The sequence below is a fragment of the Mucilaginibacter sp. A5337 genome (assembly GCF_059690695.1).
The window spans coordinates 135,506-159,180 of record NZ_JCAWEC010000006.1; the positions used below are offsets into that span (position 1 = coordinate 135,506).

Annotated in this window: 20 protein-coding genes and 1 tRNA gene; 8 read left to right on the forward strand and 13 right to left on the reverse strand. The window is 42.0% G+C overall.

The window, feature by feature from the left end; all coding sequences use genetic code 11:
- The first annotated feature begins 46 nt into the window (after positions 1-46).
- Both AC59JO_RS20865 and AC59JO_RS20870 read left to right on the forward strand, forming a co-directional pair.
- Positions 47-745 carry an SMUG2 DNA glycosylase family protein gene (locus AC59JO_RS20865; protein WP_497307716.1) on the forward strand — a complete coding sequence of 233 codons (699 nt, stop codon included), beginning with the start codon at positions 47-49 and terminating at the stop codon, positions 743-745.
- A gap of 63 nt (positions 746-808) precedes the next feature.
- Positions 809-1,825 (forward strand): nucleoside hydrolase, encoded by a 1,017-nt coding sequence (locus AC59JO_RS20870; RefSeq protein WP_497307718.1) that lies wholly within the window; start codon positions 809-811, stop codon positions 1,823-1,825.
- Positions 1,826-1,829: 4 nt separating this feature from the next.
- On the opposite strand, the gene AC59JO_RS20875 is transcribed toward AC59JO_RS20870, so the two are convergent.
- A complete protein-coding gene (locus AC59JO_RS20875) occupies positions 1,830-3,566 on the reverse strand; it encodes a glycoside hydrolase family 13 protein (protein WP_497307720.1) in 1,737 nt (578 codons plus the stop codon).
- 239 nt (positions 3,567-3,805) lie between these two features.
- Between AC59JO_RS20875 and AC59JO_RS20880 the strand changes: the two genes are divergently transcribed.
- A complete protein-coding gene (locus AC59JO_RS20880) occupies positions 3,806-5,149 on the forward strand; it encodes a BamA/TamA family outer membrane protein (RefSeq protein ID WP_413670751.1) in 1,344 nt (447 codons plus the stop codon).
- 132 nt (positions 5,150-5,281) lie between these two features.
- On the opposite strand, the gene AC59JO_RS20885 is transcribed toward AC59JO_RS20880, so the two are convergent.
- From AC59JO_RS20885 to AC59JO_RS20915, 7 genes are all read right to left on the reverse strand, one after another.
- Positions 5,282-5,662, reverse strand: coding sequence for a hypothetical protein (locus AC59JO_RS20885; RefSeq protein ID WP_413670750.1), 381 nt, complete (start codon positions 5,660-5,662; stop codon positions 5,282-5,284).
- Positions 5,663-5,745: 83 nt separating this feature from the next.
- Positions 5,746-7,989, reverse strand: coding sequence for an FG-GAP-like repeat-containing protein (locus AC59JO_RS20890; RefSeq protein WP_497307722.1), 2,244 nt, complete (start codon positions 7,987-7,989; stop codon positions 5,746-5,748).
- Between the two features lie 154 nt (positions 7,990-8,143).
- Positions 8,144-8,692: a hypothetical protein gene (locus AC59JO_RS20895; RefSeq protein ID WP_413670748.1), complete on the reverse strand. Its 549-nt coding sequence runs from the start codon at positions 8,690-8,692 to the stop codon at positions 8,144-8,146.
- 254 nt (positions 8,693-8,946) lie between these two features.
- Positions 8,947-10,074 carry an acyltransferase family protein gene (locus AC59JO_RS20900; RefSeq protein WP_413670747.1) on the reverse strand — a complete coding sequence of 376 codons (1,128 nt, stop codon included), beginning with the start codon at positions 10,072-10,074 and terminating at the stop codon, positions 8,947-8,949.
- A 680-nt stretch (positions 10,075-10,754) separates the two neighbouring features.
- A complete protein-coding gene (locus AC59JO_RS20905) occupies positions 10,755-11,213 on the reverse strand; it encodes a putative quinol monooxygenase (RefSeq protein ID WP_413670746.1) in 459 nt (152 codons plus the stop codon).
- Between the two features lie 10 nt (positions 11,214-11,223).
- On the reverse strand, positions 11,224-12,408 hold the full coding sequence (locus tag AC59JO_RS20910) for an acetyltransferase domain-containing protein (protein WP_413670745.1): 1,185 nt from the start codon (positions 12,406-12,408) through the stop codon (positions 11,224-11,226).
- A 73-nt stretch (positions 12,409-12,481) separates the two neighbouring features.
- Positions 12,482-12,760, reverse strand: coding sequence for a 2Fe-2S iron-sulfur cluster-binding family protein (locus AC59JO_RS20915; RefSeq protein WP_497307725.1), 279 nt, complete (start codon positions 12,758-12,760; stop codon positions 12,482-12,484).
- A gap of 483 nt (positions 12,761-13,243) precedes the next feature.
- Here AC59JO_RS20915 and AC59JO_RS20920 point away from each other — a divergent pair, with 483 nt between their 5' ends.
- On the forward strand, positions 13,244-13,831 hold the full coding sequence (locus AC59JO_RS20920) for a TetR/AcrR family transcriptional regulator (RefSeq protein WP_413670743.1): 588 nt from the start codon (positions 13,244-13,246) through the stop codon (positions 13,829-13,831).
- A 48-nt stretch (positions 13,832-13,879) separates the two neighbouring features.
- Positions 13,880-14,677 carry an SDR family NAD(P)-dependent oxidoreductase gene (locus AC59JO_RS20925; protein ID WP_413670742.1) on the forward strand — a complete coding sequence of 266 codons (798 nt, stop codon included), beginning with the start codon at positions 13,880-13,882 and terminating at the stop codon, positions 14,675-14,677.
- Between the two features lie 204 nt (positions 14,678-14,881).
- Here the strand turns inward: AC59JO_RS20925 and AC59JO_RS20930 are convergent, their stop codons facing one another.
- Positions 14,882-18,286, reverse strand: coding sequence for an ABC transporter permease (locus tag AC59JO_RS20930; protein WP_497307727.1), 3,405 nt, complete (start codon positions 18,284-18,286; stop codon positions 14,882-14,884).
- Positions 18,287-18,700: 414 nt separating this feature from the next.
- Complete coding sequence (locus AC59JO_RS20935; protein ID WP_497307729.1) at positions 18,701-19,591, reverse strand: winged helix-turn-helix domain-containing protein; 891 nt, start codon at positions 19,589-19,591, stop codon at positions 18,701-18,703.
- Between the two features lie 97 nt (positions 19,592-19,688).
- Between AC59JO_RS20935 and AC59JO_RS20940 the strand changes: the two genes are divergently transcribed.
- Positions 19,689-20,792 (forward strand): ligand-binding sensor domain-containing protein, encoded by a 1,104-nt coding sequence (locus AC59JO_RS20940; protein WP_497307731.1) that lies wholly within the window; start codon positions 19,689-19,691, stop codon positions 20,790-20,792.
- 141 nt (positions 20,793-20,933) lie between these two features.
- On the opposite strand, the gene AC59JO_RS20945 is transcribed toward AC59JO_RS20940, so the two are convergent.
- Positions 20,934-21,341 carry an EthD family reductase gene (locus tag AC59JO_RS20945; protein ID WP_497307733.1) on the reverse strand — a complete coding sequence of 136 codons (408 nt, stop codon included), beginning with the start codon at positions 21,339-21,341 and terminating at the stop codon, positions 20,934-20,936.
- Between the two features lie 438 nt (positions 21,342-21,779).
- Positions 21,780-22,127 carry a winged helix-turn-helix transcriptional regulator gene (locus tag AC59JO_RS20950; RefSeq protein WP_497307735.1) on the reverse strand — a complete coding sequence of 116 codons (348 nt, stop codon included), beginning with the start codon at positions 22,125-22,127 and terminating at the stop codon, positions 21,780-21,782.
- Positions 22,128-22,262: 135 nt separating this feature from the next.
- Here AC59JO_RS20950 and AC59JO_RS20955 point away from each other — a divergent pair, with 135 nt between their 5' ends.
- Both AC59JO_RS20955 and AC59JO_RS20960 read left to right on the forward strand, forming a co-directional pair.
- Entirely contained in the window at positions 22,263-23,045 is a 783-nt protein-coding gene (locus AC59JO_RS20955; RefSeq protein WP_497307737.1) for an SDR family oxidoreductase, read from the forward strand.
- Positions 23,046-23,066: 21 nt separating this feature from the next.
- A complete protein-coding gene (locus tag AC59JO_RS20960; protein ID WP_497307739.1) occupies positions 23,067-23,390 on the forward strand; it encodes a nuclear transport factor 2 family protein in 324 nt (107 codons plus the stop codon).
- A gap of 178 nt (positions 23,391-23,568) precedes the next feature.
- Here AC59JO_RS20960 and AC59JO_RS20965 read toward each other — a convergent pair.
- Positions 23,569-23,641 (reverse strand) — tRNA-Met (locus AC59JO_RS20965).
- Positions 23,642-23,675 lie beyond the last annotated feature (34 nt).

Genomic DNA, 23,675 nt, shown 5'->3' on the forward strand with positions numbered 1-23,675 from the left:
TAAAAAGCGATTGGTCTCCAGAATTTATAAATGCTAAATTTGACTTATGACACTTGCAGACCGGATTATCCAATTCAATGAGCAGCTAACCTATACCGGCGAACCTTTACCCGAAGGCATCCGTATCATGAACCCATTTAAAGAGCATCCGCAAACCATGCGTATTGTTGATGAGTTTTATCATAAATATTACAACGATAACCAACGACGGCATATCATTTTGGGCATTAATCCGGGCAGGTTTGGCGGAGGTTTAACCGGAATACCTTTTACTGATCCTAAACGGCTGATCTCCGAATGTCATATCAGTTACGAGGGTAAAATGTCGCATGAGCCATCATCTGTATTTGTTTACGAAGTGATCAATGCCTTTGGCGGACCGGAGGCTTTTTATAAGCAGATCTATATCAACTCGCCTTGTCCGCTGGGCTTTACCAGTATTGACGCCAACGGTAAGGAAAAGAATTACAATTACTACGACAGCAAGGAGTTAATCAAAGCCGTTTATCAGTTCATGATCGAAAACATCCGCAAGCAGATTGCGCTGGGCATTAATACCGATAAATGTTTCTGTTTTGGCACCGGCAAGAATGAAACATTCCTGCGCAAGCTGAATGACGAGTATCATTTCTTCGGCGAGATCATAGCGCTGGAACATCCCCGTTTTATCATGCAATACAAAACGGCAAGTAAGCAACTTTATATTGATAAATATCTCACTGCTTTTGAAAGTATTGCAGGGTAAATACCAACTTGTTTCAAGGCAAAACACTTATATTGTACGCTATAACCAATTGACCTGTAAGCCATGACCAACAGCAAGTTTTTGCCATTCCTGCTCCTGTTATTCGTTTTCCCCATTGTTTCAAAAGGACAATCTACCAACAATAAACTCATTTCGCCCCGCATCAGGGTGATCATGGATAATGATTTTAGCGGCGACCCGGATGGATTGTTTGCACTTACCCATTTGGTGCTATCTCCATCAGTTGAGGTTAGGGGCGTCATTGGCTCGCACCTGAATGCTAATGACGGTTTCGACAGATCTAAAACCCAGGCCGAGAACGCGGCAAAAAAAGCTGCTGATCTATTGGCTGTTTTAAAGATCAAAGACCAATTCCCGGTAATAGCAGGTTCTAATACCGCCATGGTAAACGACAGCACTCCGGTAAAAAGTAAAGCTGTCGACCTCATCATTAAAGAGGCCTCACGTACAGACACCTCCCTGCCCCTTTATATCCTTTGCGGTGCCGGGCTTACCGAAATAGCTTCGGTGGTATTAACCGAACCCAAAATTGCGGATAAATTAACGGTGGTTTGGATTGGCGGTCCGGAATACAGCGATCTTGCCCTGCCCCCGCCAAACTACAGCAGCCCTGAGTATAATCTTAATATCGATATCAATGCCGCAAGGGCAGTGTTTAACCGTTCGCAATTAAAGCTTTGGCAAATCCCGAGGGATGGGTACCGCCAGGCTATATTGCCATACTCGGAATTACAGCTTAAAATAAAACCACAGGGCGAAGCCGGCAAATACCTGGCCGGTATACTCGAAACCCTGATGGGCCGCCTGCAGCAATATCATCTTAATATTGGTGAAACTTATATTTTAGGCGATAGTCCACTGGTGCTGCTTACAGCCTTGCAATCATCCTTTGAGGCTGATCCTTCATCAAGCGAGTATGTGTTAAAACCTTGTCCGCTCATTAATACACAGGGTGGATATGATTATAATGCGCATGGGCGCAATATCCGGATTTATCGCAGGTTGGATATTAACCTCATGTTTAATGATTTTTTTGCCAAGCTTGAGCTGAATAAGTAAAGGGCTACTGATTCAGCTGATAAACAACCGCCTCATAAGGCATCAGTGTGCCATTTTTTGATGGCTTTTGATAATTGCCTATTAAAACGGTAGCGTTGCTTAAATCTATACCGGTTTGTGCCGAAGCTTGTTTGGCGGTAAAATTCAAAAGTACAAGCAGCTTTTTACCATTTAGTTCCCTTGCATAGGCATAAGTATCGGGGTTTTGGGCATCGAGCAAGGTATACTTTCCGTATACCAACACCAGGTTATCTTTGCGCAGTTTTACTATCCGCCTAAAATAATTTAATGTACTATTGGCATCCTTTTCCTGGGCCGCAGCATTAATATTTTTGTAGTTGGGGTTTACCTTTATCCAGGGAGTACCGGTAGTGAAGCCTCCATTAGCATTACTGTTCCACTGAAACGGGGTACGACTATTATCCCGACTCTCAAAGGCTATGCGTTTTAAATATGCCGGTAAATTGGCCCCGATATTTTTTTGTCGCTGGTATTCATTCAGTGTTTGTACATCGCGGTAATCATCTATTGTGGTGAAACCTGCGTTTGTCATGCCCAACTCGTCGCCGTTATAGTAGTAAGGCGTGCCGCGCATAGTCATTAAAAAGGTGGTCAGCATTTTCGATGATAGGGCTCTAAACTCGGGGTTATCATTTCCGAACCTGCTCACCAACCGGGCCTGGTCATGATTGGCCAGGAATATCGACAACCAGCCTTTTGCCGCAAAAGCACTGTCCCATTTGGTAAATACCTGTTTTAAATGCATTATGCTGTAGCCTTCGGGTTTGGCAATATCTACGCCTTCAAAAGCGTAAGCCATGTTCAATTCATTCCTTTCGGCATCAACCAAATTATGGCCGTCTTCAAAAGTATTTCCTGCGCCTTCGGCCACACTCATTACATTGTATTTGCTCAGCACTTCCCTGTTCATTTCCTGCAGGTAACCGTGCAAATTGCCTTGCACACCGTAATATTGGGTAAAGTTTTTTTCAAACCCTTTCGGAAAAGCGGGGAACGTAGTATCCTTTGCAGCAAATTGAAAAGCATCGAGCCTGAAACCATCAATCCCTTTATCGGCCCAAAACTTCATAATGCCATATACTTCATTCCTGAGTTTTGGGTTTTCCCAGTTAAGATCGGGCTGCTTACGCGAAAAATAGTGCAGGTAATAGGCGTTGGTAAGCGAATCGTACCGCCAGGCATCATGGTTTACATCAAATAAACTATAGCGATAAGGAGGTTTCCCTTTTTCGGCATTCCACCAGTGATAATATTCACGATAAGGATTTGTGCGCGAGCCCCGGCTTTTTTTAAACCATTCGTGCTCATCGCTGCTGTGGTTTACTACCAGGTCCATCACCAGTTTTATACCACGGGAATGCATCCCCTTCAGCAACGCGTCAAAATCATCCATGGTTCCAAAATCCTTCATGATATTTCGGTAATCACTTACATCGTACCCGTTATCATCATTGGGCGAACTGTAAATAGGGTTTAGCCAAACAACATCTACACCCAAACTTTTAATATAATCAAGCTTTGAGATGATCCCTTTTAAATCGCCAATACCGTCTCCGTCATTATCTTTAAAACTGCGGGGATAAACCTGGTAAACTATAGCTTCTTTCCACCATCTGCGGTTGATGGTATCCGTTGCGCCGGGATTATTCTGAGCAAATCCTGCAATAGCATCAAGCATAAAAATAGCAAGAGCCATAAAACGAATGTAAGGTACGTTCATGATCATAATCGGTTAAAAATTTAGCGGGACAGAACTGGCTTTCTGTGGTTTATAACAAGACCATATTAAGGTAGCAATATTTAAGGGAAACATCAAATAACCTAACCAAAGGCACCGGCTCAACACCTTCCGAAATTTAGGTTTCAAACATTATGCACATTTCTGGGTTTAAATTGAGCTAACACCCATCACAATTACATAGTCAATAAATTGAATTTTAAATATTTATACCCGTTAGCGTGCATCACAAACCACCACATAAAATTTCCCTGCTTTTAAAAACGGTTTTATTCATACTATTTACAAGCATATCGGCACATGCCTCCGGCCAGGTACAGGTTCCTGCCGATTCGGTAAGGGCCGACTCGCTCCGCATTAAAGAAAAAGTAGTACAACCCGCCAAACCCACCGATACTTTATATAAACAATATGACTTCGGCGACCTGGTACGTAATATACTACATCCCGGCAGGCCCGCTTCCCCTCCCAATAAAAAGTCATCGGGTATAACGGTTATACCCAATATAGCATCTAACCCAACCATCGGCTCACAAATTGGGATCAAAGCTGTAGCAGGCAAAAAGTTAGGGAACGATCCAAATACATTGCTTTCGGTAGCGGCTACATCGGCATCAATTACTACCAAGGGTATCATTTATTTTTATATCAATCATAACGTATATACACCGGGCAATAAATGGAATTTTCAGGGCAATTTGGTTGCAGCCAAAACGGTTTCGCCCGATTATGGTTTGGGAATCGGCCAGGCATCAAGCGGCAGCCAAGCCGACCAGGTGCTGGCCAATCCCGAGCGTAAAGGAAGGGCCTTGCATTCGCAATATTATAATATCCGGGAGAAGGTATACAAAGAGATAGATAAAGGATTGTTTTTAGGTGCAGGTGCATCTTTTGATATCAGGCGAAAAATTGAGGACACCAAATCAACAACCGATCTTACGCCTTACAATATTTACAGCGACCGACACGGCTTTGCCCGAGATCATTACGCTGCCAATGGTTTACTTTTTAACCTGCAATACACTACGCGTGATAATCAGAACCGGGCTTACCGTGGAATTTATGCGGATGCCGGCTTCCGCATCAACCAAAGCTGGATGGGCAGCTCAAAAAACGCGGTACAGTTCACTACCGATTTCAGAAAGTATTTCAGCCTGTCGGAAACTAACCCCGAACATGTTATAGCCTTTTGGAATTGGGGCTCATACCTCATTAGCGGTAATATCCCCTATCTTGAGCTGCCCGGAACCGGCAAAGATCCAGGTTTTAGAAGCGGCCGTGGCTATGTTGTTCAATACTTTAAAGGCACGCAATACAATTACTCGGAAGTTGAATACCGTTTCCCCATACTCAGGAACAAATTTATAAGCGGTGTGGCTTTTGCCAACCTGCAAACAACCAATGACGAATCGGGCACTAAAATATTCCAGGTATGGCAGCCGGGTTACGGCGGCGGTTTGCGTGTATTGTTTAACAAAGCTACCCGCACCAATCTATGTCTTGATTATGCCTTTGGCAGATATGGCTCTAAAGGGTTCTTTTTGGGCTTGAATGAGGCATTTTAAAAAACATAAGAAATAACTATCCTCCCTGGAAATTACTCTGCAATAAATTTGGCTCAAAAGGTTGTTAAAAAAAGCGGGGCGCTTTTCTGATCAAGAAAAAGCGCCCCGCTTTTTTGTTATTGAAAAAACAGCTTATTGCCCATTGGTAGCACTCCAGCCGTCGCCCCAGCCGCTGCCGCCCGCTGCTTTTGTACCTTTTAAAAGCTTATCATATTTTGCTGTTTGTTCTTTAGTTAAAACAGCTTTAATTTTTGAAATGGTAGCTGCACGTAAAGGTTTAATATCAACCAGCATTTTAGTGTTGTCGCCTTTGTCTGCCGCTTTGATCTTTTCAAATTTCTCAGATGATTCCTGGTATATTGCCGCTATTTTTTCGGTTTGTTTATCATTAAGCTTTAATTGTTTTTGCAGCTCTTTTGATTTTTCAACAGGTTTGGCACCTGGTTTAGTTTGTGCGTTGCTTGCTGCAGCCAATCCTATAAACATACAGCATAGTAATAAGAACTTTCTCATGGTTTAAGATTAAATTTTAATTGATATAAATGTAACCATTTTGGTATAAAACGAGTCAATATTTTCTATTACAAACGCTTAACTCAATTTGTTTTAGCGGCCATTTGCATAGGCATACATTCAGACATGCTTTTGCTCCTGAAAATTAATTTTGTTAGCTGGGTGGTTTTGTATTGCGGATTACCTTCAGTGATGTTTAGAAACTGGTTTGGGGCAACATTTTTAAAGTATTGTACCGCCCCACTGCCAGCCCATTTGATCTCAATTTCATCAATCACTTTTGCATGGCCAATACCTATCTCCTGTCGCAAAGGTGATGACCCAAAACTTCCGCCCGAGTTAACATCCTTATAAACAGAGCGCTTAACACCATTTTCCATAAAAGTAAGCTTGATATGGCTTCCTATGGCCGCGGTATTGGCTTTTGTACCGTTCAATTTCAAGCTGATCCAGTTGTTATTACTTACACCGGGGTTCATATATAATGAGCTGGTATACGAATCGCCGATATAGGCGCCGCCCATTTCGGCAAAAATGTCCTGTTGGCCGTTATTCCTCAAATCGGCAAATGCAATGCCGTGCCCTTTTTGCAAATTTCCCATACGTGAGGATGAAGTGATATCGGCAAATCTTTTCCCGCCGATGTTTCTGAAAAACTTGTTGGGCACCAACGATTTAAAATCAGGGTTTCCTGTACCAAAATACATATCGGGATAGCCATCATTATCAATATCACCAAAATTTGCCCCCATACTGTAAACCACCTTATCCAGGCCGGCTTCTTTGGTTACATTGGTGAATGTGCCATTATGATTGTTTTTATACAAATAGATATTGCCGGCCTCTGCTACAGGTTTACCCAAAGCAGCGGCGGCGCTATAGTATCCTAAAGTACGCTCAAAGTGATAGTTGGCAACCATCAAATCGGGCCAGCCATCGTTGTTATAATCATAAAACCAGGTAGTAAAGGTGCGCTGTTTGATCTGATCGAGGCCCGATTGTGCAGTAACATCCTCAAAATCTACACCGGCTGCGGTTTTACCCTTGTTTTTAAGCAGGTATTTACGCCCATCCATGGTTGAGATAAAGATGTCGGTAAAACCATCGTTATCATAATCAGCAGATGTTACACCTTTAACAAATGCCTTAATACCACAATGGGCAGCGGTAGTGATATTGGAGAATGTACCGTTACGGTTATTGATGTACAACTGGCATGTTGATTCATCGGCATAGTACATTGACTCTGTATTTTCGTTACCAACAAACACATCCAGCCAACCGTCGTTGTTAAAATCCGCCCAGGTTGCTGTTTGCGTTGGATGCAGCATAAATAACCCGCTTATGGAAGTAACATCAGTAAACGTACCGTCGCCGTTATTGCGTAATAACGAACTTGGCTGATTACCGAAACCACGGGCTAACCATGCGCCGCGCAATACAAAAATATCCAGCTTACCATCGTTGTTATAATCAGTTTGCTGAATGTTAAGCCCACCGTTAATGCCTTTTAAACCGGCAGCCTCGGTACGGTCGCTAAATGTGCCGTCCTGGTTATTTTGAAAATAATGCATGGGGTCGCTCAGGTCCCAGCCCGATGTCATGATATCAAGGTAGCCATCGTTGTTAAAATCATCAACAATGACGCCGCCTGCCCGGCCGTTAATGTTGAGGCCCAGGTTGGCAGCCACGTCAACAAAGGGCTTAACCTGGTATGCAGTATCCGAATCAACATTAAGGTTAGGGATCAAAACATTTTGGGGCACTTTTTGCGGATACTCTCCAAGTGTCATATAGGCGATATTGATCAGCCAACGCGATTCATAATCATCGGGATGAAGTTTCAGCAATGTTTTATAAACTTCAATTGCTTTTCTTGATCCGGTTTGGATCTTGTGCACGCCATCATCCTTAATAGGGAAAATACATGATGAACCCGTATGGTTAAGCATGCAATTGCTGCGCTCGCCCAAACGCATATAAGCTATGGCCTGTTCGGGCAGCGTTTCGTCGGTCGACATAAAGTCGATATTATCCATCAGGTACTTATAAATATTAACTGATTGCTGCTCTTGTCCGGCCTTTAGTAAAAGCGACGCCTTTGAAAATAAAACCTCAGGACTTTTGGCAAGCCGTTTGATTCTAAGTAACGAATCGCAGTAAGCCAGCTTCATCTCCGGATTGAAAGGATTGGAAATGGTATTGTTTTTTATATTGATCTGTTTTAATACCTGCACCATCTCTTCATTAGATGAGCTTTGGCAGGATGCAATTATGGTGAAACCGCACAGCAGCATAAGCGCCGCGGTAATTTTTTTCTTTATCATAAAAATGTTCATTTGCTGCGCGGATAAAATGCCAAAGCAAATCATCCGCGATAGAATAGATGCGGATTAACTTGTATAAATAAATTTAAGACAGCAGAACCCAACAGGAAACATTAAACAAATGCCGGCCTGTAAATGAGTTAAACAGAAAGAATCAGCAAGATGCTTTAGGCGGTTGTTCAGGAATCTCCCGGTGAGCGTTTATTAAAAACGGCACGGGTTGTGCAATTTTTTCAGGCAAAGGTGTTACAGGGCAATAAAATTCAAATTGCGCAAATGAAAGGCTTACGTTATCCTGTAAAACCATTTTACCAAAAGGAACATGTTCTTTTTGCGGAACAGGGATATCTCTGATTCCTTTTGCATCAAGCACATTGCTATCGGCAAAGCGGGTGGTTTCATAGTTAGGGATGCACATCAGGTGAAGGGCATTCCTTGTCATTCGCATTTTTACGTAATTGTAGGTAGAGTTGCCAAATGTAATATGCCCGGATATGTTTTCAAAAACACTCCAGTCATGAATAGAGGGCAAATTAACAGGGATAGTAACCTCAGTAAGGTCATTTACATTATATAGCCCTTTTTGAATCTGTTCATTAAAAAATTTATCTGATTTATAAACCAAATATTGATGTAAAGCCAGTTGCCCACCAATGTTAAGCAGGTAAATATTAAGTAATATTAAAGCAATGGTCTTTTTCAAAGGCTTACAATCATCTAAAGATGAGGTTTATAAACGACATTTTCAAGACTTATTTATTAATATTACAAAAAGCATTAATTAAAAGTATATAATATTAGATACATAACTGATTCGCTGGGTATGCGTTGCGCCGCCCCTCTCTCCGTTTTTTCTGCAAAGAGCCGTTATGAAAACAAAAAAATCCCCCTTTGCAATTGTGCAAAGAGGGCAGAGTGAATATAGCCATTTGTGGAGAGTTGATACCCTCCAATAAGTTATCCTCTTTTCAACAGAAAACGATTCTTTAACCACTCCCTAACAGGTTCATCATATAGCTTAAGGCAAGCATAAGCAATAGCAATGCTCGCTACAAAAATACCCAAACCACCAAGTAGCCCTTGTGCCATAGGTATTTTATTATTTGTTACCCAGGCTATGTGAAAATAAATGAGTGGATAGTGGGTAATATAAAGCGGGTACGACAGATCGCCAATAAACTTGCAAACCCTGATTGAGCTTTTACTTTTTAAAGTTCCGCCGGCGCCTATAGCAACAATTAACGGAAAAACGATAATGATGCAAAACGATTCGTATAAACCATTCATCCATAAATGTTCCGGCCCTCCTATCCTTGGCACGCATAAAACAGCAATGATCAAAACACTGCAAACCGTAAATGCACCTTTAACATGTACCAGCTTGCCCATGCGGCAAAGCAGCATACCGGCAAAAAATGGGTAAAGCAAACGGGTGAAGCCTATGTAGAGTTGTGTTTTATCAACCGACCATCCGCCAATTACATCGCCCTGCGGCCCCATCACTGTGTAGTGGATGAGCAAACAGGCTGATGCAAACACCAATATTGCCAGCAGCGTTTTAGAGAATCTGCGGATCACGAGCGCGTAAAGAATATTAGCGATATATTCAAAAAACAACGACCAGGCCGGGCCGTTGAGCGGGTGCATTTCCTGCCAGCCGCGGATATCCATTGAGGGTAGTATCGGGATCAGCGTACAGCCAACCAACATTATCAGCAGCATTTTCCAAACCGGCGTATCATGAATAAGCGGAAACGCTGTACCACTTTGTGAATAGAAAAACAGGGCGCCAATAATTGACCCGGCAATAACCATAGGCTGCAGGCGAATGAGACGTCGTTTATAAAAATCCCACTGGGTCATTTTGTCCCAACGGTCGTCATAGGCGTAAGCTACTACAAAGCCTGAGAGCACAAAAAAGAAATCGACCGCCAGGTAGCCGTGATTAATAATTTGATGAAAACGATCGCCGGAATAGGTCTCAAAAATATGAAATGCCACTACAAACAGCGATGCCACACCGCGCAAGCCGTCAAGAATTTGATAATGCCCTTTTGTTTCAAGGTACGTAGTGCTTTTACTCATTAGCAGGAAAAAACAAGTATGATAAATTGGTTAGTTTGAAAATGATAGCATGCGCTGCAAACAGTGCATAGTACCATGGCTATAAATATGCTTTAATTTATTGGCATGTCAAAACCAAACATAGGGAAATCGCTTTTAAAACAGCAATTGCGATTTCGCACGGAAACTAAGCCACCCCAAGTCCTCTCCAAAGGAGAATGAACACTTTTTTTCTTAAAGGAGGCTGTATTATAAACCGTAATACGGGATTTTTTCGACTTATTCAAATACTTAAGCGATATAGTTTTGGGCTAACTCTACTGACAAAAAGGGGGGTTAACAGGGGTTAACAGAATTCAGCGCTTATATTTACATATATAATTAATAATCAGACGATTGAGTGTTTTTTATGCCAAAAAAGTGTTAACCCCCCTTTTTGCATAATATTATAGGCTAAATTTCAATTTAAAGGTAACAAAACACCAGGGGACTTCCATTTGATTGATGCTATAGCCTCATTAGGTGAGGCCATAAGCGGGTAGTTAAACACATCCGAGGTTTTCGCCGGTTATCGGCAAAAGCAGGTGTAGAGAAAACATGTGTATTTAACCGGCGTCGGGACATGAAATAATTATCATTTGACGTTCCGGAAAAAGGAACATGAGCCTTAACGCATAATACTCAGATAGCGGTGCACACCATTACAATTGCGGCTTAGCGGCAAGTACAATTGGAGCAGTTTCCACAAGCTCAAGCGATTTAACCATATCTTTTGTGGTGCTTTTATATTTTTTAAAGTGAGGCGTTTGCAAATGGGCCTGGTATGCAGCAGCATCTGCATAAATCTCAAAAACTGTGATATGGGTTGGATTATTCTTTTCGGCTACTGCATATAAAGTTAATACCCCCGGTTCAACGCGTACAGCAGTTTCGGCATGCTCTTTAAGGGCAGCCATGTAATTTGCTAATTGTGCAGAATCTATTACCAGTTTGGCTATACGGACCACCTGGTTTTTATCTTGCGCAGCGGCATTTTCAGGTTTGGATACTGATAACATAAAAATTAATAAAACTGACAATAAACAACTGCCCAAGGGTTTCATCCGGGCTGATGGATTATTTTGTCCTGATACCTTTGAGGTCAGATTTACAGCTTTCATATCTTGATTTTTATAGATAACTCAACCACCACTTTCCTTTATTGGCTTGTTTGTACGCATCATAACGCTTACATAAAGGATATAGGCCAACTACGATGCCAATCCAAACAAGGTATGCAACCGGCAATGAAAAACCATAACCTTTCAAATCGGTAGTGAACCAGATTGGCTTTGTCAGGAACCATAATTTCCAGTTTTGCCCCGGTGTCAACAGCGATGCAGTTATTGCAATCAGGTGTATGATATAAATGTGGATCAGGTAATAAAACATAGGTACCCTGCCATATACCGAAACCACATCTACAACCTTTCCCTTCGTTTTTTCGGTAAAGGAAAGAAACAGAAATGCAGATCCCAATGTCAATAACAGGTATAAAAGCGATGGCGGATATTTGTTCACCTTAATAAACGAAAGCAGGGTAAATAATGCGTTTTTCTGTACGCTCCATTTCACCGGATCGCCATACAGGTTGGTATAACGTAATACGATGAACAAAGCCAGGCAACATGTTCCTGCTATCAATAAATTTCTTTGTCTTTTACCAACATCGTAACCTGCTGTATACCATCCGCCCAAACAATAACCTAAAGACATAACAGCCATTAACGGTACAATCGGGTAGCCTACCAGTAATACTTCTTTGTGCCACATAAAAAACTGTTGTTCATGAAGCAGTGACCAGCCGAAAGCCGGCAAGGTGCTACCCGGCACATGGACGCCATCCAAAAGATTATGCCCTAATATGATGACAACACTAATGCCAAAGATTAATTTTTTAGGCAGGTGAATTAATACTGCCAGTATGATCATGCTTAGGCCCAGCGCCCAAATGGTAATAAAGAAAAACATGGGGAACGTGATATTAAAGTTCCAACCAAAGTTAACCACGAACATCTCCAAAAATATGAGCCACAATCCACGCTTCACCAGGAATATGGATAAGTCCTTTTTAGATTTTTTTTGACCGATGAGGCTGGCTGATGTTCCGGCAAGCAGCATAAATATCGGGGCACAAAAATGAGTGATCCACCTGGTGAAAAATAATATGGCACTTGTTTTTGTAAGATCAAGCGGGTCATAAAAAAATGATCCCGAGTATAAATAATCCCTTACATGGTCAAGGGCCATGATGATCATGATAGCTCCGCGGAGAAAATCGATAGATGTTATCCGGTTTTTTAAAATTGTGCTCATTCGGGTTTCTGGGTGAGATTAAAGATAGCACTTTTGGTAAAATTATACAGCAGGAAAGTAGCAGGGTGCTTTCCTAATAAATTTTATCAGGTATTAAAATTACCGTATTGGCTAATTCGTCGTTCACCTGCATAGCACATGCCATAACACTCCTTTTGGCCGGTGAATATGGCGAGGCTATTTGTACCACACAAGTACCGCAGCTCCCCATTCCGCAACATAATCCAAACCCGGCGATTGCCAGGTGATCTGCTATGAGCGACATCAAACTATGGTATTGCCCATGAGTGATTTGTACCCGGTGGTTTTCGCCCCGATAATTGAGTATTAGCGGTATTTTATTACTTCCCATTATTTGCAGGCGGTAAACGCCGGTTTTGCACTAATAAAAACTATTTTCTTCGCATTATAACTATTGCACCAATAATCATAGCAGTACCGGCAGCCGGAAATATTTTATTAGTTGTAACCGCATGTATGCGGCGATTTCCGGTGTACATTGTAATTAAGAACACTCCTATTATAAACATGGCTAAGCCGCCTATCTGAATAAGTCTCATAACTATAGTTGTTTAGTTTGGCAGTATCAACGCTAATACAAACGTAACCAGAACTAAAATATGTTCTGACATAATAAAAACGCAATCTGAAAGTTACAATTTCCTTACCTTCTTCTGCCTGCTTATAACATTTGAGGGATATGCGAAAGTTGGCCGCTTTAAAAAGACCGGTTATGATTTCATTTTGCTTTTCAATATTTGTCGTTAGTATGTCATAAGGAAAACAGAAGCCCGCGGCTGGTTGCTCCGTTTAAAATTATAACTACCTTTACTGAGTGATTGCTCACTCAAACATATCTGAAAAGAACGAAGCTATTTTACAGGCATCTCTCCGCCTTTTTGTGGAGTATGGCTTTCATGGAACGCCAACAAGCAAAATTGCAGCAGAGGCAGGTACTGCACACGGAACAATTTTCACGTATTACAAAACCAAAGATGATCTCATTGCTGCGCTGTATGAATACGTTAAAAACGAATTCCGCGATTTCCTGGTAAAAAATGTCAGAGGCGAGGGCACTATCAAAGAAAGATTAAGAGATATTTTCTTTTACTCAGTTCAATGGTCGCTCGACAATCGAAAAGAGTTTTACTTCACCCAACAGTTTCAGTATTCAACACATTTAAAAAAAGCCTCAACTGAATCTATAGTTAAAGAAAAAAGCCTGCATCGTGCTATTTACCAGGAAGCACTGGATAATAAAGTTTTCCGGCCGTTGCCTTTCGAAATGATTGCCGAGCTTGCCATGAGCCAAATGATCGGCATGTTTCAATTTTTATCCGAAGGGAATTATCCCCCATCCGAAACAAAAGCCTTAATAGATGAAGCCTTTAAAGGTATGTGGAGAATGCTTGCAGTAGTGTAAAAAATTTACCGAAAAAATGAGTGAGTACTCAGTCAAAAACAAATTATTATGAAATTAAATTTAGAAAACAAAAGGGCCCTGGTGACAGGATCGTCATCGGGCTTAGGTAAAGCAATCGTTAAATTATTAGCTGCTGAAGGCGCAAAGGTGATTGTGCATGGCCGAAGTGAAGAACGGACCCGCGCTGTTGCCAACGAAATTATTGTAACCGGCGGAATTGCTGAAATTGCATTAGGAGATTTATCAACAGAAGAAGGTGCACAAGCCGTGGCAGACCAGGTTCTTGCACATGGCCCGGTTGATATTTTAATTAACAATGCCGGCGGTTATGCACACACCACCTGGAAGGAAGCTACTGCGGATGTATGGAAAAACACTTATGAAACAAATGTGCTTTCCGGCGTTAGAATGATCAGACATTTGGTACCGGGAATGAAAACCTTGAAATGGGGGCGTGTAATTACGATTGGCGGGGGCCTTGCTATTCAGCCTACTGCAAGTTTACCAGACTACAGTGCCACCCTGGCTGCACGCCATAATCTGGCGGTTTCATTGGCCCGCCAGTTAAAGGGAACCGGAATTACTTCAAATGTTGTTGCTCCGGGTGCTATATTGATCCCATCGGTGCAGGAATTGGTAACTAAGCTCGCCCCCTCTCACGGCTGGGGAGAAACATGGGATGAGATAGAAAAGAAATCTGTAGAAGCATTGGTACCCAATGATATCGGCAGATACGGCCAGCCAGAGGAGATAGCAGGCGCCGTAGCTTACCTGTGCAGCAGCTATGCAGATTATATTACCGGATCAGTTATACGCGTAGATGGTGGTACTGTTCGTTGTTTATAACGGCAGATGAATAGGAGCCGAATCAAAATTGGTGCTACAGCCCTATTTGAACTACTCAAGAAAAGGCCTCATGCTTTCAGCTTGAGGCCTTTTCTTGAGTAAAAATGAGTCCCGTACCTTACCCCTGAAGGCAATCAATTTATATTTCAACTAAAACTCAGATTACAGGTTAAGTGTGCGGAGCCTGTTTGCAAAGTGTACAAATCACTCTGAGCGTAAGCTGCGCACGGGGTTTGCTAGTGCCGCTTTAATGGCCTGGAAACTGATAGTCAACAGGGTGATCACAATCGCTGCGATCCCCGACGCTATAAATGCCGACGGACCGATACTCACGCGATAAGCATATTTTTCGAGCCAGTGCTCCAGGAAATAGAGCGCAAGCGGTGAAGCAATGAGGCAACTGATCAAAACCAGCACCACAAAATCGCGCGATAATAACATCCACACCTGCACAATTGATGCCCCCAAAACTTTGCGGATCCCAATCTCCTTTGTGCGCTGCTCGGCAACGTAAGCTGCAAGGCCCAATAGGCCCAGGCATGATATAAATATAGCCAGGGCTGCAAATACACCTGCAAGCTTGCCCAAAAGTACCTCCAGGTTAAATTTGCTCTCATACTCATCATCTATAAACTTATATTGATAAGGAAACGCAGGATTATATTTTTGAAACACCTCACCGATTTTTTCTATCGTAGTATGTGTATTAGCGTTTTTAGGCAGGCGATAGGTAATGACAAACCCGTAAGGATTATGACCAAAAACGGCAGGGGCCACAGGCGTATAGGGCGATTCCATCAGGGCATCTTTCACCACACCAATGATTTTAACCGGCGTGTTGCCAAAATTAACTTTTATGAGTTGGTTGATGGGATTTTTAAGACCGATTCGCCTTACCGTAGCTTCATTTACGATTACATTCAATGAGTCGCTTTTCCAGTCACCGGCGAAATTGTGCCCCTCGGCAAAGGTCATGCCCATGGTTTTAAAATATTCGTCCGACACCCATATTGCACCTATGTTCACTTCTTCCTCCCCGGCATTTTTACCCGGCCATTTTTCCAATGAAAAGTGACTGGATACCTGTGTTGCCGGGGATGTGGATGAAGCAACGCTTTCCACCAATCCCGACGATAACAATTCATTTCTTAAGGCCTCATAATGTTGGGGCAGGTCGCCGTTCATATCGGTCATCACAAGCCTGTCGGCATTATAGCCTGTTGGGCGGTCCTTTACAAATTGTATTTGCTGGTAAACAATCACCGTACTGATAATCAATGCTATCGAGCAGGTAAATTGAATAACCACCAATATTTTGCGTGGTAATGTTGCGGCTTTGCCAATTTGAATACCCCCCTTAAGTACCTTTACCGGGTTGAATGAGGATAAGTAAAATGCCGGCCTGCTGCCCGCCGCCATTCCGGTTAACAGCACAAACGCAATCATGACGCCCCAAAAAACGATGTTGCTGTATGGGATGCGGATGTAAGAACCTGTTAAGGCATTGAACGAGGGCAAAGCCAGCTGAACAAAAAGCAAGCACAGCAAAAACGACATAGAAGTAATTAAAACAGACTCGAGCAAAAACTGGTAAACCAGGTCAATACGCCCGGAGCCTATTGCTTTGCGAACGCCAACTTCTTTTGCCCGCTTTTCAGATCGCGCTGTTGAGAGGTTCATGAAATTGATACAGGCTATAGCCAATACCAGCACGCCGATAATACCAAACAAACGTACATAATCCACAAATCCGCCGGCCACTTTTCCGTTCTTGAAATCGTTGTATAGATGCCAGTCAGCTAAAGGGTGCATAAAAACCTCAGGCTTTAACGATCGCATCTCCTGGCTCCTTTTATCAACAATATCCCTGATCTTAGGCGCAATTTGGGCATAGTTAACACCCGGTTGCAGCGCAACATAAGCAGAGAATGAATTATAGGTCCATTTGGTTCGCCCATCCCTGATCCAGCCCTGGGTTGTTTCAGAATAAGCAAAAGGCGTCAGGTAGCTAAATTGCAGCGTAGCGTTTGCCGGTATATTCTTAATAACACCGGTAACTTTCATATCGTGCTCATTATCAAAACGCACCATTTTCCCCATCGGGTCAACACTGCCAAATAGCGCTTTGGCTGTCGATTCCGTCAGCACAATAGCATAAATATCTTTCAATGCCGAATTAGCATCGCCCTTAACAAATGGATATTGAAATATTTTAAAGAAATCCGGCCCGGCGGCTCCTCCGCCCAGGTATAGTTTTTTATCGCCCACTAACAAGTCATGGTTCATCCGACCAATATTGTCGGCTTCAGCAACATACTGCACCCCGGGGATCTCTTTCCGCAACACTTCAACCAGTGGCAGGGCTATGGATGTTTGGGTGGAAGTGCCAGTATGCTGCGAGGTAAGGTTCATTTCTACCTGGTACGACCGGGCATACCCGGGCAGGAAACGATCATAAGAATATTGATTGGTCACCCATAAGCCAATGAGGAGCGCCACTGCCATGCCGGCGGCCAGTCCAACAATATTCAGCGTGCTATAAACTTTGTTATACAGCATATTGCGCCATGCTATTTTTAAATAATTACGAAACATATGATTGCGATTTAATTTCTTACGAGACCATCCGGGAATGGTTTTGTGACCCGAAATTATCGCAGTAGGAGATGAAAGAAGGTTCAAATCATGATTTGGTCGCTTTTTTTTCAGCTCGCTCTTGTATTCAGCCGGGCTTTTGCCGGTAACTTGTTTAAACGCGCGGTTAAAAGTGGTTTTGGAGTTAAAGCCGCAATCATATGCTATACCTAAAAGTGTTATCCGGTCGTACTCCGGGTCTCTCATTTTCCGGGTTACATCCTGGATCCGGAATTCATTTACAAAGTCATTAAAGTTTTTTCGCAGACCTGTATTGATGATCTTCGACAATTCGTGAATAGAGATCCCGAGCTCTTTGGCCAACGAATTTAAGCTTAACTCCTCATCCAGGTAAAAGCGCTTAACCTTCATTTGATGTCGCAGCCAATAGCCTCGCTGTATCAGCTTTTCTGTTGATGAGGAGTTTACACGCAACAATTGCTTCCCGGATAGTTTGTTAACATCTCGTTGAACAGGATATTGAACCAGGGTCCTGCACCGGTACAAATAAACCACAACCGAAATAAGGCCCATTAATAATAATATAGGATGCCATTGTTTATAGGCCACGGTACTATACGTAGCGACCCCGGTGAATCTGCTTTGAATCACCGTCAGCAAATGTATGCCTTGCTCCAATAATAAAGGGCTGAAGTGCCACAACTCCTTCACCTTAAACTTTTTTCCCGGTTGAGTAATGCCCCGAACATAAAAAAACACCAGCGGGCCGATAGCCAGTAAAAACTGAAGTGGCACCCAGCTCCATTGCGGAAAATACTTTCCTAATTGCGTGTCTATGCATATGGTTTTGACCAACCACAATGTCATGGTGGCCAGAATAAGGCTAAGAAAACGGTTGGCTTCTCTGCCGTTTCTTGGGGAAAACCACCAATATAGACTGAAAACCAGCCCTATAAATATAGCGCCCAGGAAGAGCACGTGGAGTGCGTTGATATGGAGTTGATAGCCGGTCATTCACATACCTGAAGTCAACCATCGTTCCAATTAAACAATAAGCTAATTATCAATTCATTACAAAGAACCCAGCAAATGTTTTTTGTAACAAAACCGCACAGCAGTTGTTCGGTTTTGAATTATCATTAGTTGATACCCCTTTCAAGAACAGGACTATTGCATTCTAACGACCTTTTATCAGGAAGTGGTACTTCGGCAAATCAAAGCAATCCAAACAAAGATATTTTTCGGTTGCTAAACCTATCCTTTTTATTAAGAAGCTGTTTAAAAATGAGAGGAAATATTTTTGTAAAGACGCATAATTGCGTCTCCCTGAGGACAAGCCGATTTCAAAAGCGTCTCTGTTGCCATAAATTGCAAGCGATAGACGCAATTATGCGTCTCTACATTCAAACTACCGTTTTTAAACAGCCTCTAAGCACTCACTTCCAGTTTATATCCTTTGCCGCGTATAACAACAATATTGCTATTAGGATCTAATTCCAGCTTTTTTCTGAGTTTTGATATGAACATATCCAGGCTTCGCCCCACAATAACACCCTCATCTTCCCATATCTCTTTTTGCAACCGGCTTCGCTCTATAACCTGATTTGGAGATAATGCGAAAATAAGCAGCAGACGCGTTTCTGTACCGGTAAGATCTATGGTCTCCTTATTTATGGTCAGCTGCCGCTCCTGTAGATCAAATGAAACCGAACCAAAAGTGAATATTGGGGCACTCAAGCCTTTATTTGAGCCTCTTTGTGGCTTAGCAGATCTCAAAAAGAGAAAACCAACAAATGCTAAAAATGGCAGGCTGCCCAGAAGATATACACTCTTTGCTGCGTTGATATGCGTTGGTTCAAATTTAATGTCGATCATGTAACGTGCTGTGGGTTGCACCCTCCCTTTACATGGCACAATATCATTTCTTTTATTTTTGGATATAGCAAATCCATAAGTTATGCTTGTATTGCCGCAGTTCAGAACATTAACGATATAATCACGTGCGAGTGGGTCCTGAGCTAACAGCCGGCGGGTAGTGTTCACCAGGTAATCCGTTTGAAAAGTGAGATTTTTCTCGAAGCTGATCCGATATTCATTTTCTGCTATCTTTTCTACCGGAAGTACCCTTGATGTACTATCGCCCGACTTTAAAAGTAGTTCATGCCCGATCCTGCGGAGCAAAACTTCCCTTCTGGCGATATTAAATTCGTCACTGCCGGTCATACCAAAAGCCGTGCAAATTGCAACGGCAAACAAGAATAGCATCAATCCAAACAAGTATTTGCCTTTCCCGGAGAAGATCTTTCGGCTGTTCCGCATGCTATTTAAATTTTATTTACAAAGTTTGCATTTCTATTTACAATTCAGCTTCTTCCGTTCGAAAAATATCAAGGTAATTTCGGTGAATAACTTTGATATGAAAAATAAAAGAAACCTTTACACCCTGCTCCTGATGCTTGTTCTTTCCTCTTCCTGCGAAGGGCAAGCCAAAACAGACTTACCAAAAGACAATACCAAGTCTGAAACCAAAGAAGTATCCACTTCCTACGGCCCCAACCGCATCACCCGGAATATCATTCAAGATAGAAAAGGCAATATCTGGATTGCTGCATTTGATGGTATTTTTAAATACGACGGAAAATCTTTTACCAACATTACCAGTAAAGTAAGTTCGGCCCGTTTCTTTTCTGTTTTACAAGACAGCAAAGGCAACTTGTGGTTTGGCTCTATTGGTTCAGGCGTTTATTATTACGATGGTAAGTCATTCCGAAATTTTACAACAAAAGAGGGACTTGCCAGTAATAGTGTTACTTGTATATATGAAGATAAAGCAGGTATTATTTGGTTCGGCACCGAAGAAGGAGCAAGCCACTACGATGGAATATCCTTTCAAAATTTCAAAATGACAAAAGCGCCGCCCCATAGCGATGCCGATTCCGTCCATATATCAGCTTACCGGCATTGGCTTCCGGAGATCGATTGGATGCATAATGATATTAACTCGATCATTAAAGACAAAACTGGAAAATTTTGGTTTGGCACAAGAGGCCATGCCTATACGTATGACGGAAAAATACTTACCACTTTAACCCATGACGGAAAACCTTTTGTAAATGTTCGCACCATAATTGAGGATAAAAAAGGCAATATCTGGTTGGGCGGCACTGATGGCCTTTGGCGTTACAACGGCAGCGCTTTTATCAATTTCACGCCAAAGTTTGTTGGCTATATCTATGAAGATAAAAAGGGTAATATCTGGACCTGCTCAGAAAGCGCAAATGGCACATATAACGTGTCTGCTGGTTTTAGTGCTAACAGCAAAGCCTGGGCACTTTCCCGCTACGATGAAAAGTCCCTGAATAATAAAAAGCCAACGGCAACCGAAATAATAAACAAACCCATGATTTTCGGAATTTTAGAAGATGACAAAGGAAGCATTTGGTTTGGATCTGTTGACGGGGTATATCGTTATAATGGAAGTACCATTAGCGACTTTAAAAATAACGGGGCCCGGCAATAATGTGCAGGGAAGGCGATATGAGGCTTAAGTATATTAAATTCTGCCTCAAAGCCGTGCTATAATTGCATCACAACAAAAGCGCCTCAAATCTTTCTGATTTGAGGCGCTTAACTTTAAGAATACCACGAATGGGATTTAAGCTTATTTCACCACCTCACTTACCAAAATAACAGGGCTAACATTAGTGTAATTTGCAAAATCCGCACGAATAGTATCTCTATGCGGCGCTATGGCAGCTTGATAGTCGCTCAGGCTTTTCACATAAAAGGTACCGATAGCCATAAAAGGCAGCGGCTGGTTAGGGATACCACTGGCAATCCCTTTTTCGATGGTGTATTTAACCAAATTTGATCCTAAAAACCCCGCCACCATTGGCATGTGCTTCGTTTCATAATATTCCATATTAAAGGTTTTACCCTCGGCATAAGGATACATGATGGATACTTTAACTAAGCCTTTTTCAACAATAACTTCACTCTTTTTTTCCTGGCCAAACGCGATGAAACAGGTGATAGAAAGGAAAAATGATAAGATCAATCGTAATTTCATAACAGGTTTATTAAAGGATAAAGCGCTACATTTTAACAGATTACACAAATATTAGAATATTGCATCTATTCACAAAAGTTTATGTTAGCTAAAATTTAAAGTTTTAACCTCGTTTCTGACCCCGATGGTATTTTCAATATGGCATTACAGTCGCTGCTTTAACAACTATTGCTTCGCCGACCCTTAGATTTTCATCTGAAGGTTTTAAAGGCAGCCCTAATAGCACTACAACCAAACCGTCTAATAAAAGGTTTAAACTTACTTGCTTGACTTGATTATTCCTATCTTGGTTTAAGTTTCTAATTCAGCTGAGACTGCAAAGAAATGAGCTGTAACTTCCAGCCTTTATTCACCGCAGCAAGTAAGCAGCCATTGCAGTATATACATTCTGATCAGGAGTTAACTAATTAGGTTGTCGTCTAAATCCGAAATTGAAATTTATTTTAAGATCACATCCCGTAAACGGTCTTCATGTTCATCTGCCCATTGCCCTAATGAGGCAATTAAAGGGATTACCGTCTTACCAAATTCGGTCAGGCTGTATTCTACTTTTGGTGGTACAACAGGATAAATTTTTCTGGTAATCAGTTCGTGTTTTTCCAATTCATTCAACTGCATGTTTAAAACCCTGCGTGACGCATCGGGAATTTTGCGTTGCAGTTCGCTTGGACGCTGATGTCCCTGATGGATAAACCAAAGCAGGCGTATCTTCCATTTGCCGTACAGCACTTCACCTATCAGGTCAAGCCCACAGTTCAGGTTTGGTATTACTTTCCTTTCATACATAGCGCAAAATTAAACCTATATCCAAATCTGCGCAATAGGGGAAAAATTTATCCCTATCTGAATCGTAACTCCGTACTTGTGAGGAATTAACGTACTTCAGAGATTTGTACAAAGAAATTTAAATACGATCAAAAAATGGATTATCAAAATGAGTTATCGGGTAAAATTGCACTGGTAACAGGGGGTACAAAAGGAGCCGGAAAGGCTATCGCAGAAAGGCTGTTACAAGCTGGTGCACGGGTAATTATAACTGCAAGGAATAAACCCGAAAAAGAAAACAGCAGCTTGCATTTTATTCCTGCCGATTTAAGCAACACGGAAGATGCGCAAAAAGTAATCAGCGAGGTGCTTGAGGCCTATGGCAGGCTGGATATCCTGATAAACAACCTTGGTGGTTCATCAACACCCGCCGGTGGTTTTTCGGTATTAAATGATGAGGACTGGATATCAACCCTGCAAGCTAATTTACTGGCTCCTGTCAGGCTCGACAGGGGATTTTTACCGCAAATGATCGATCGGAAAAGCGGTGTTATCATCCACATCGCTTCGATACAGGGCAAATTACCGTTGTACGATTCTACCTTACCGTACGCAGCTGCAAAAGCAGGCTTAATCAATTACAGTAAAAGTTTATCGAATGAAGTTACACCAAAAGGTGTCCGAGTGCTAACTGTTTCGCCGGGATGGATCAATACAACAGCATCGGTAGCCTGGTTGGGTGAGATCGCAAGAAATGCAAATAGCACGGTAGAAGAAGCTCAGCAAGGTGTTATGGACGCATTGGGCGGAATACCTTACGGCCGGCCAGCCGAACCAGAAGAGGTAGCCGAATTGGTTGGCTTTTTGGTTTCACCAAGAGCGAATTACTTAACAGGAACAAATTTCGTCATCGACGGCGGAACGATACCGACTATTTAACAAACCTCAAAATAACTTATAATGAACTTACCGAAAGTATTATCAGATTTAGTAAAAACACAAAACAACTTTGACAGCGTTGCTTATGCAAATTGTTTTTCTGAAACAGCATTGGTTTATGATGAAGGCAAAACGCACAAAGGACGAAAAGAGATAGAACTTTGGATCGCGGATGCTAACGCGCGATACGAAGCTACCATGCAGCCCGTCAGCTTTGAAGAAAAAGGAACGGAAAGCATTCTAAAAGCAGAAGCTTCAGGAAAATTTGATGGTAGCCCTATTGTATTGAGTTATCATTTAGAGATAGCTGATGGATTAATACATTCATTAAAAATTAAAGGATAAACGTGAATGGCTAAAATTAGCCGTCCTTCTTTGTTTAATCGGCATTTTAAATGACATAACAAGAATAGTAGGTAAAAATTTCTTATTTCGAACCTGAAGAGCAATTCTACTTGACAAACAGCAAGTTAATGGCAAAAAAAATGGACAAAACTTGATTTTTCAAGCTTGTCCGATTCGGTAGCGGGAACAGGACTCGAACCTATGACCTTCGGGTTATGAGCCCGACGAGCTACCAACTGCTCCATCCCGCACTGTTTTGATAGTACAAATGTACAATAAGTTATC

Coding starts and splice junctions, on each gene's coding strand:
- AC59JO_RS20865 (WP_497307716.1), top strand. CDS start 47: ATGACACTTGCAGACCGGATTATCCAATTCAATGAGCAGCTAACCTAT.
- AC59JO_RS20870 (WP_497307718.1), top strand. CDS start 809: ATGACCAACAGCAAGTTTTTGCCATTCCTGCTCCTGTTATTCGTTTTC.
- AC59JO_RS20875 (WP_497307720.1), bottom strand. CDS start 3,566: ATGAACGTACCTTACATTCGTTTTATGGCTCTTGCTATTTTTATGCTT.
- AC59JO_RS20885 (WP_413670750.1), bottom strand. CDS start 5,662: ATGAGAAAGTTCTTATTACTATGCTGTATGTTTATAGGATTGGCTGCA.
- AC59JO_RS20890 (WP_497307722.1), bottom strand. CDS start 7,989: ATGATAAAGAAAAAAATTACCGCGGCGCTTATGCTGCTGTGCGGTTTC.
- AC59JO_RS20900 (WP_413670747.1), bottom strand. CDS start 10,074: ATGAGTAAAAGCACTACGTACCTTGAAACAAAAGGGCATTATCAAATT.
- AC59JO_RS20905 (WP_413670746.1), bottom strand. CDS start 11,213: ATGAAAGCTGTAAATCTGACCTCAAAGGTATCAGGACAAAATAATCCA.
- AC59JO_RS20910 (WP_413670745.1), bottom strand. CDS start 12,408: ATGAGCACAATTTTAAAAAACCGGATAACATCTATCGATTTTCTCCGC.
- AC59JO_RS20915 (WP_497307725.1), bottom strand. CDS start 12,760: ATGGGAAGTAATAAAATACCGCTAATACTCAATTATCGGGGCGAAAAC.
- AC59JO_RS20925 (WP_413670742.1), top strand. CDS start 13,880: ATGAAATTAAATTTAGAAAACAAAAGGGCCCTGGTGACAGGATCGTCA.
- AC59JO_RS20930 (WP_497307727.1), bottom strand. CDS start 18,286: ATGACCGGCTATCAACTCCATATCAACGCACTCCACGTGCTCTTCCTG.
- AC59JO_RS20935 (WP_497307729.1), bottom strand. CDS start 19,591: ATGCGGAACAGCCGAAAGATCTTCTCCGGGAAAGGCAAATACTTGTTT.
- AC59JO_RS20940 (WP_497307731.1), top strand. CDS start 19,689: ATGAAAAATAAAAGAAACCTTTACACCCTGCTCCTGATGCTTGTTCTT.
- AC59JO_RS20945 (WP_497307733.1), bottom strand. CDS start 21,341: ATGAAATTACGATTGATCTTATCATTTTTCCTTTCTATCACCTGTTTC.
- AC59JO_RS20950 (WP_497307735.1), bottom strand. CDS start 22,127: ATGTATGAAAGGAAAGTAATACCAAACCTGAACTGTGGGCTTGACCTG.
- AC59JO_RS20955 (WP_497307737.1), top strand. CDS start 22,263: ATGGATTATCAAAATGAGTTATCGGGTAAAATTGCACTGGTAACAGGG.
- AC59JO_RS20960 (WP_497307739.1), top strand. CDS start 23,067: ATGAACTTACCGAAAGTATTATCAGATTTAGTAAAAACACAAAACAAC.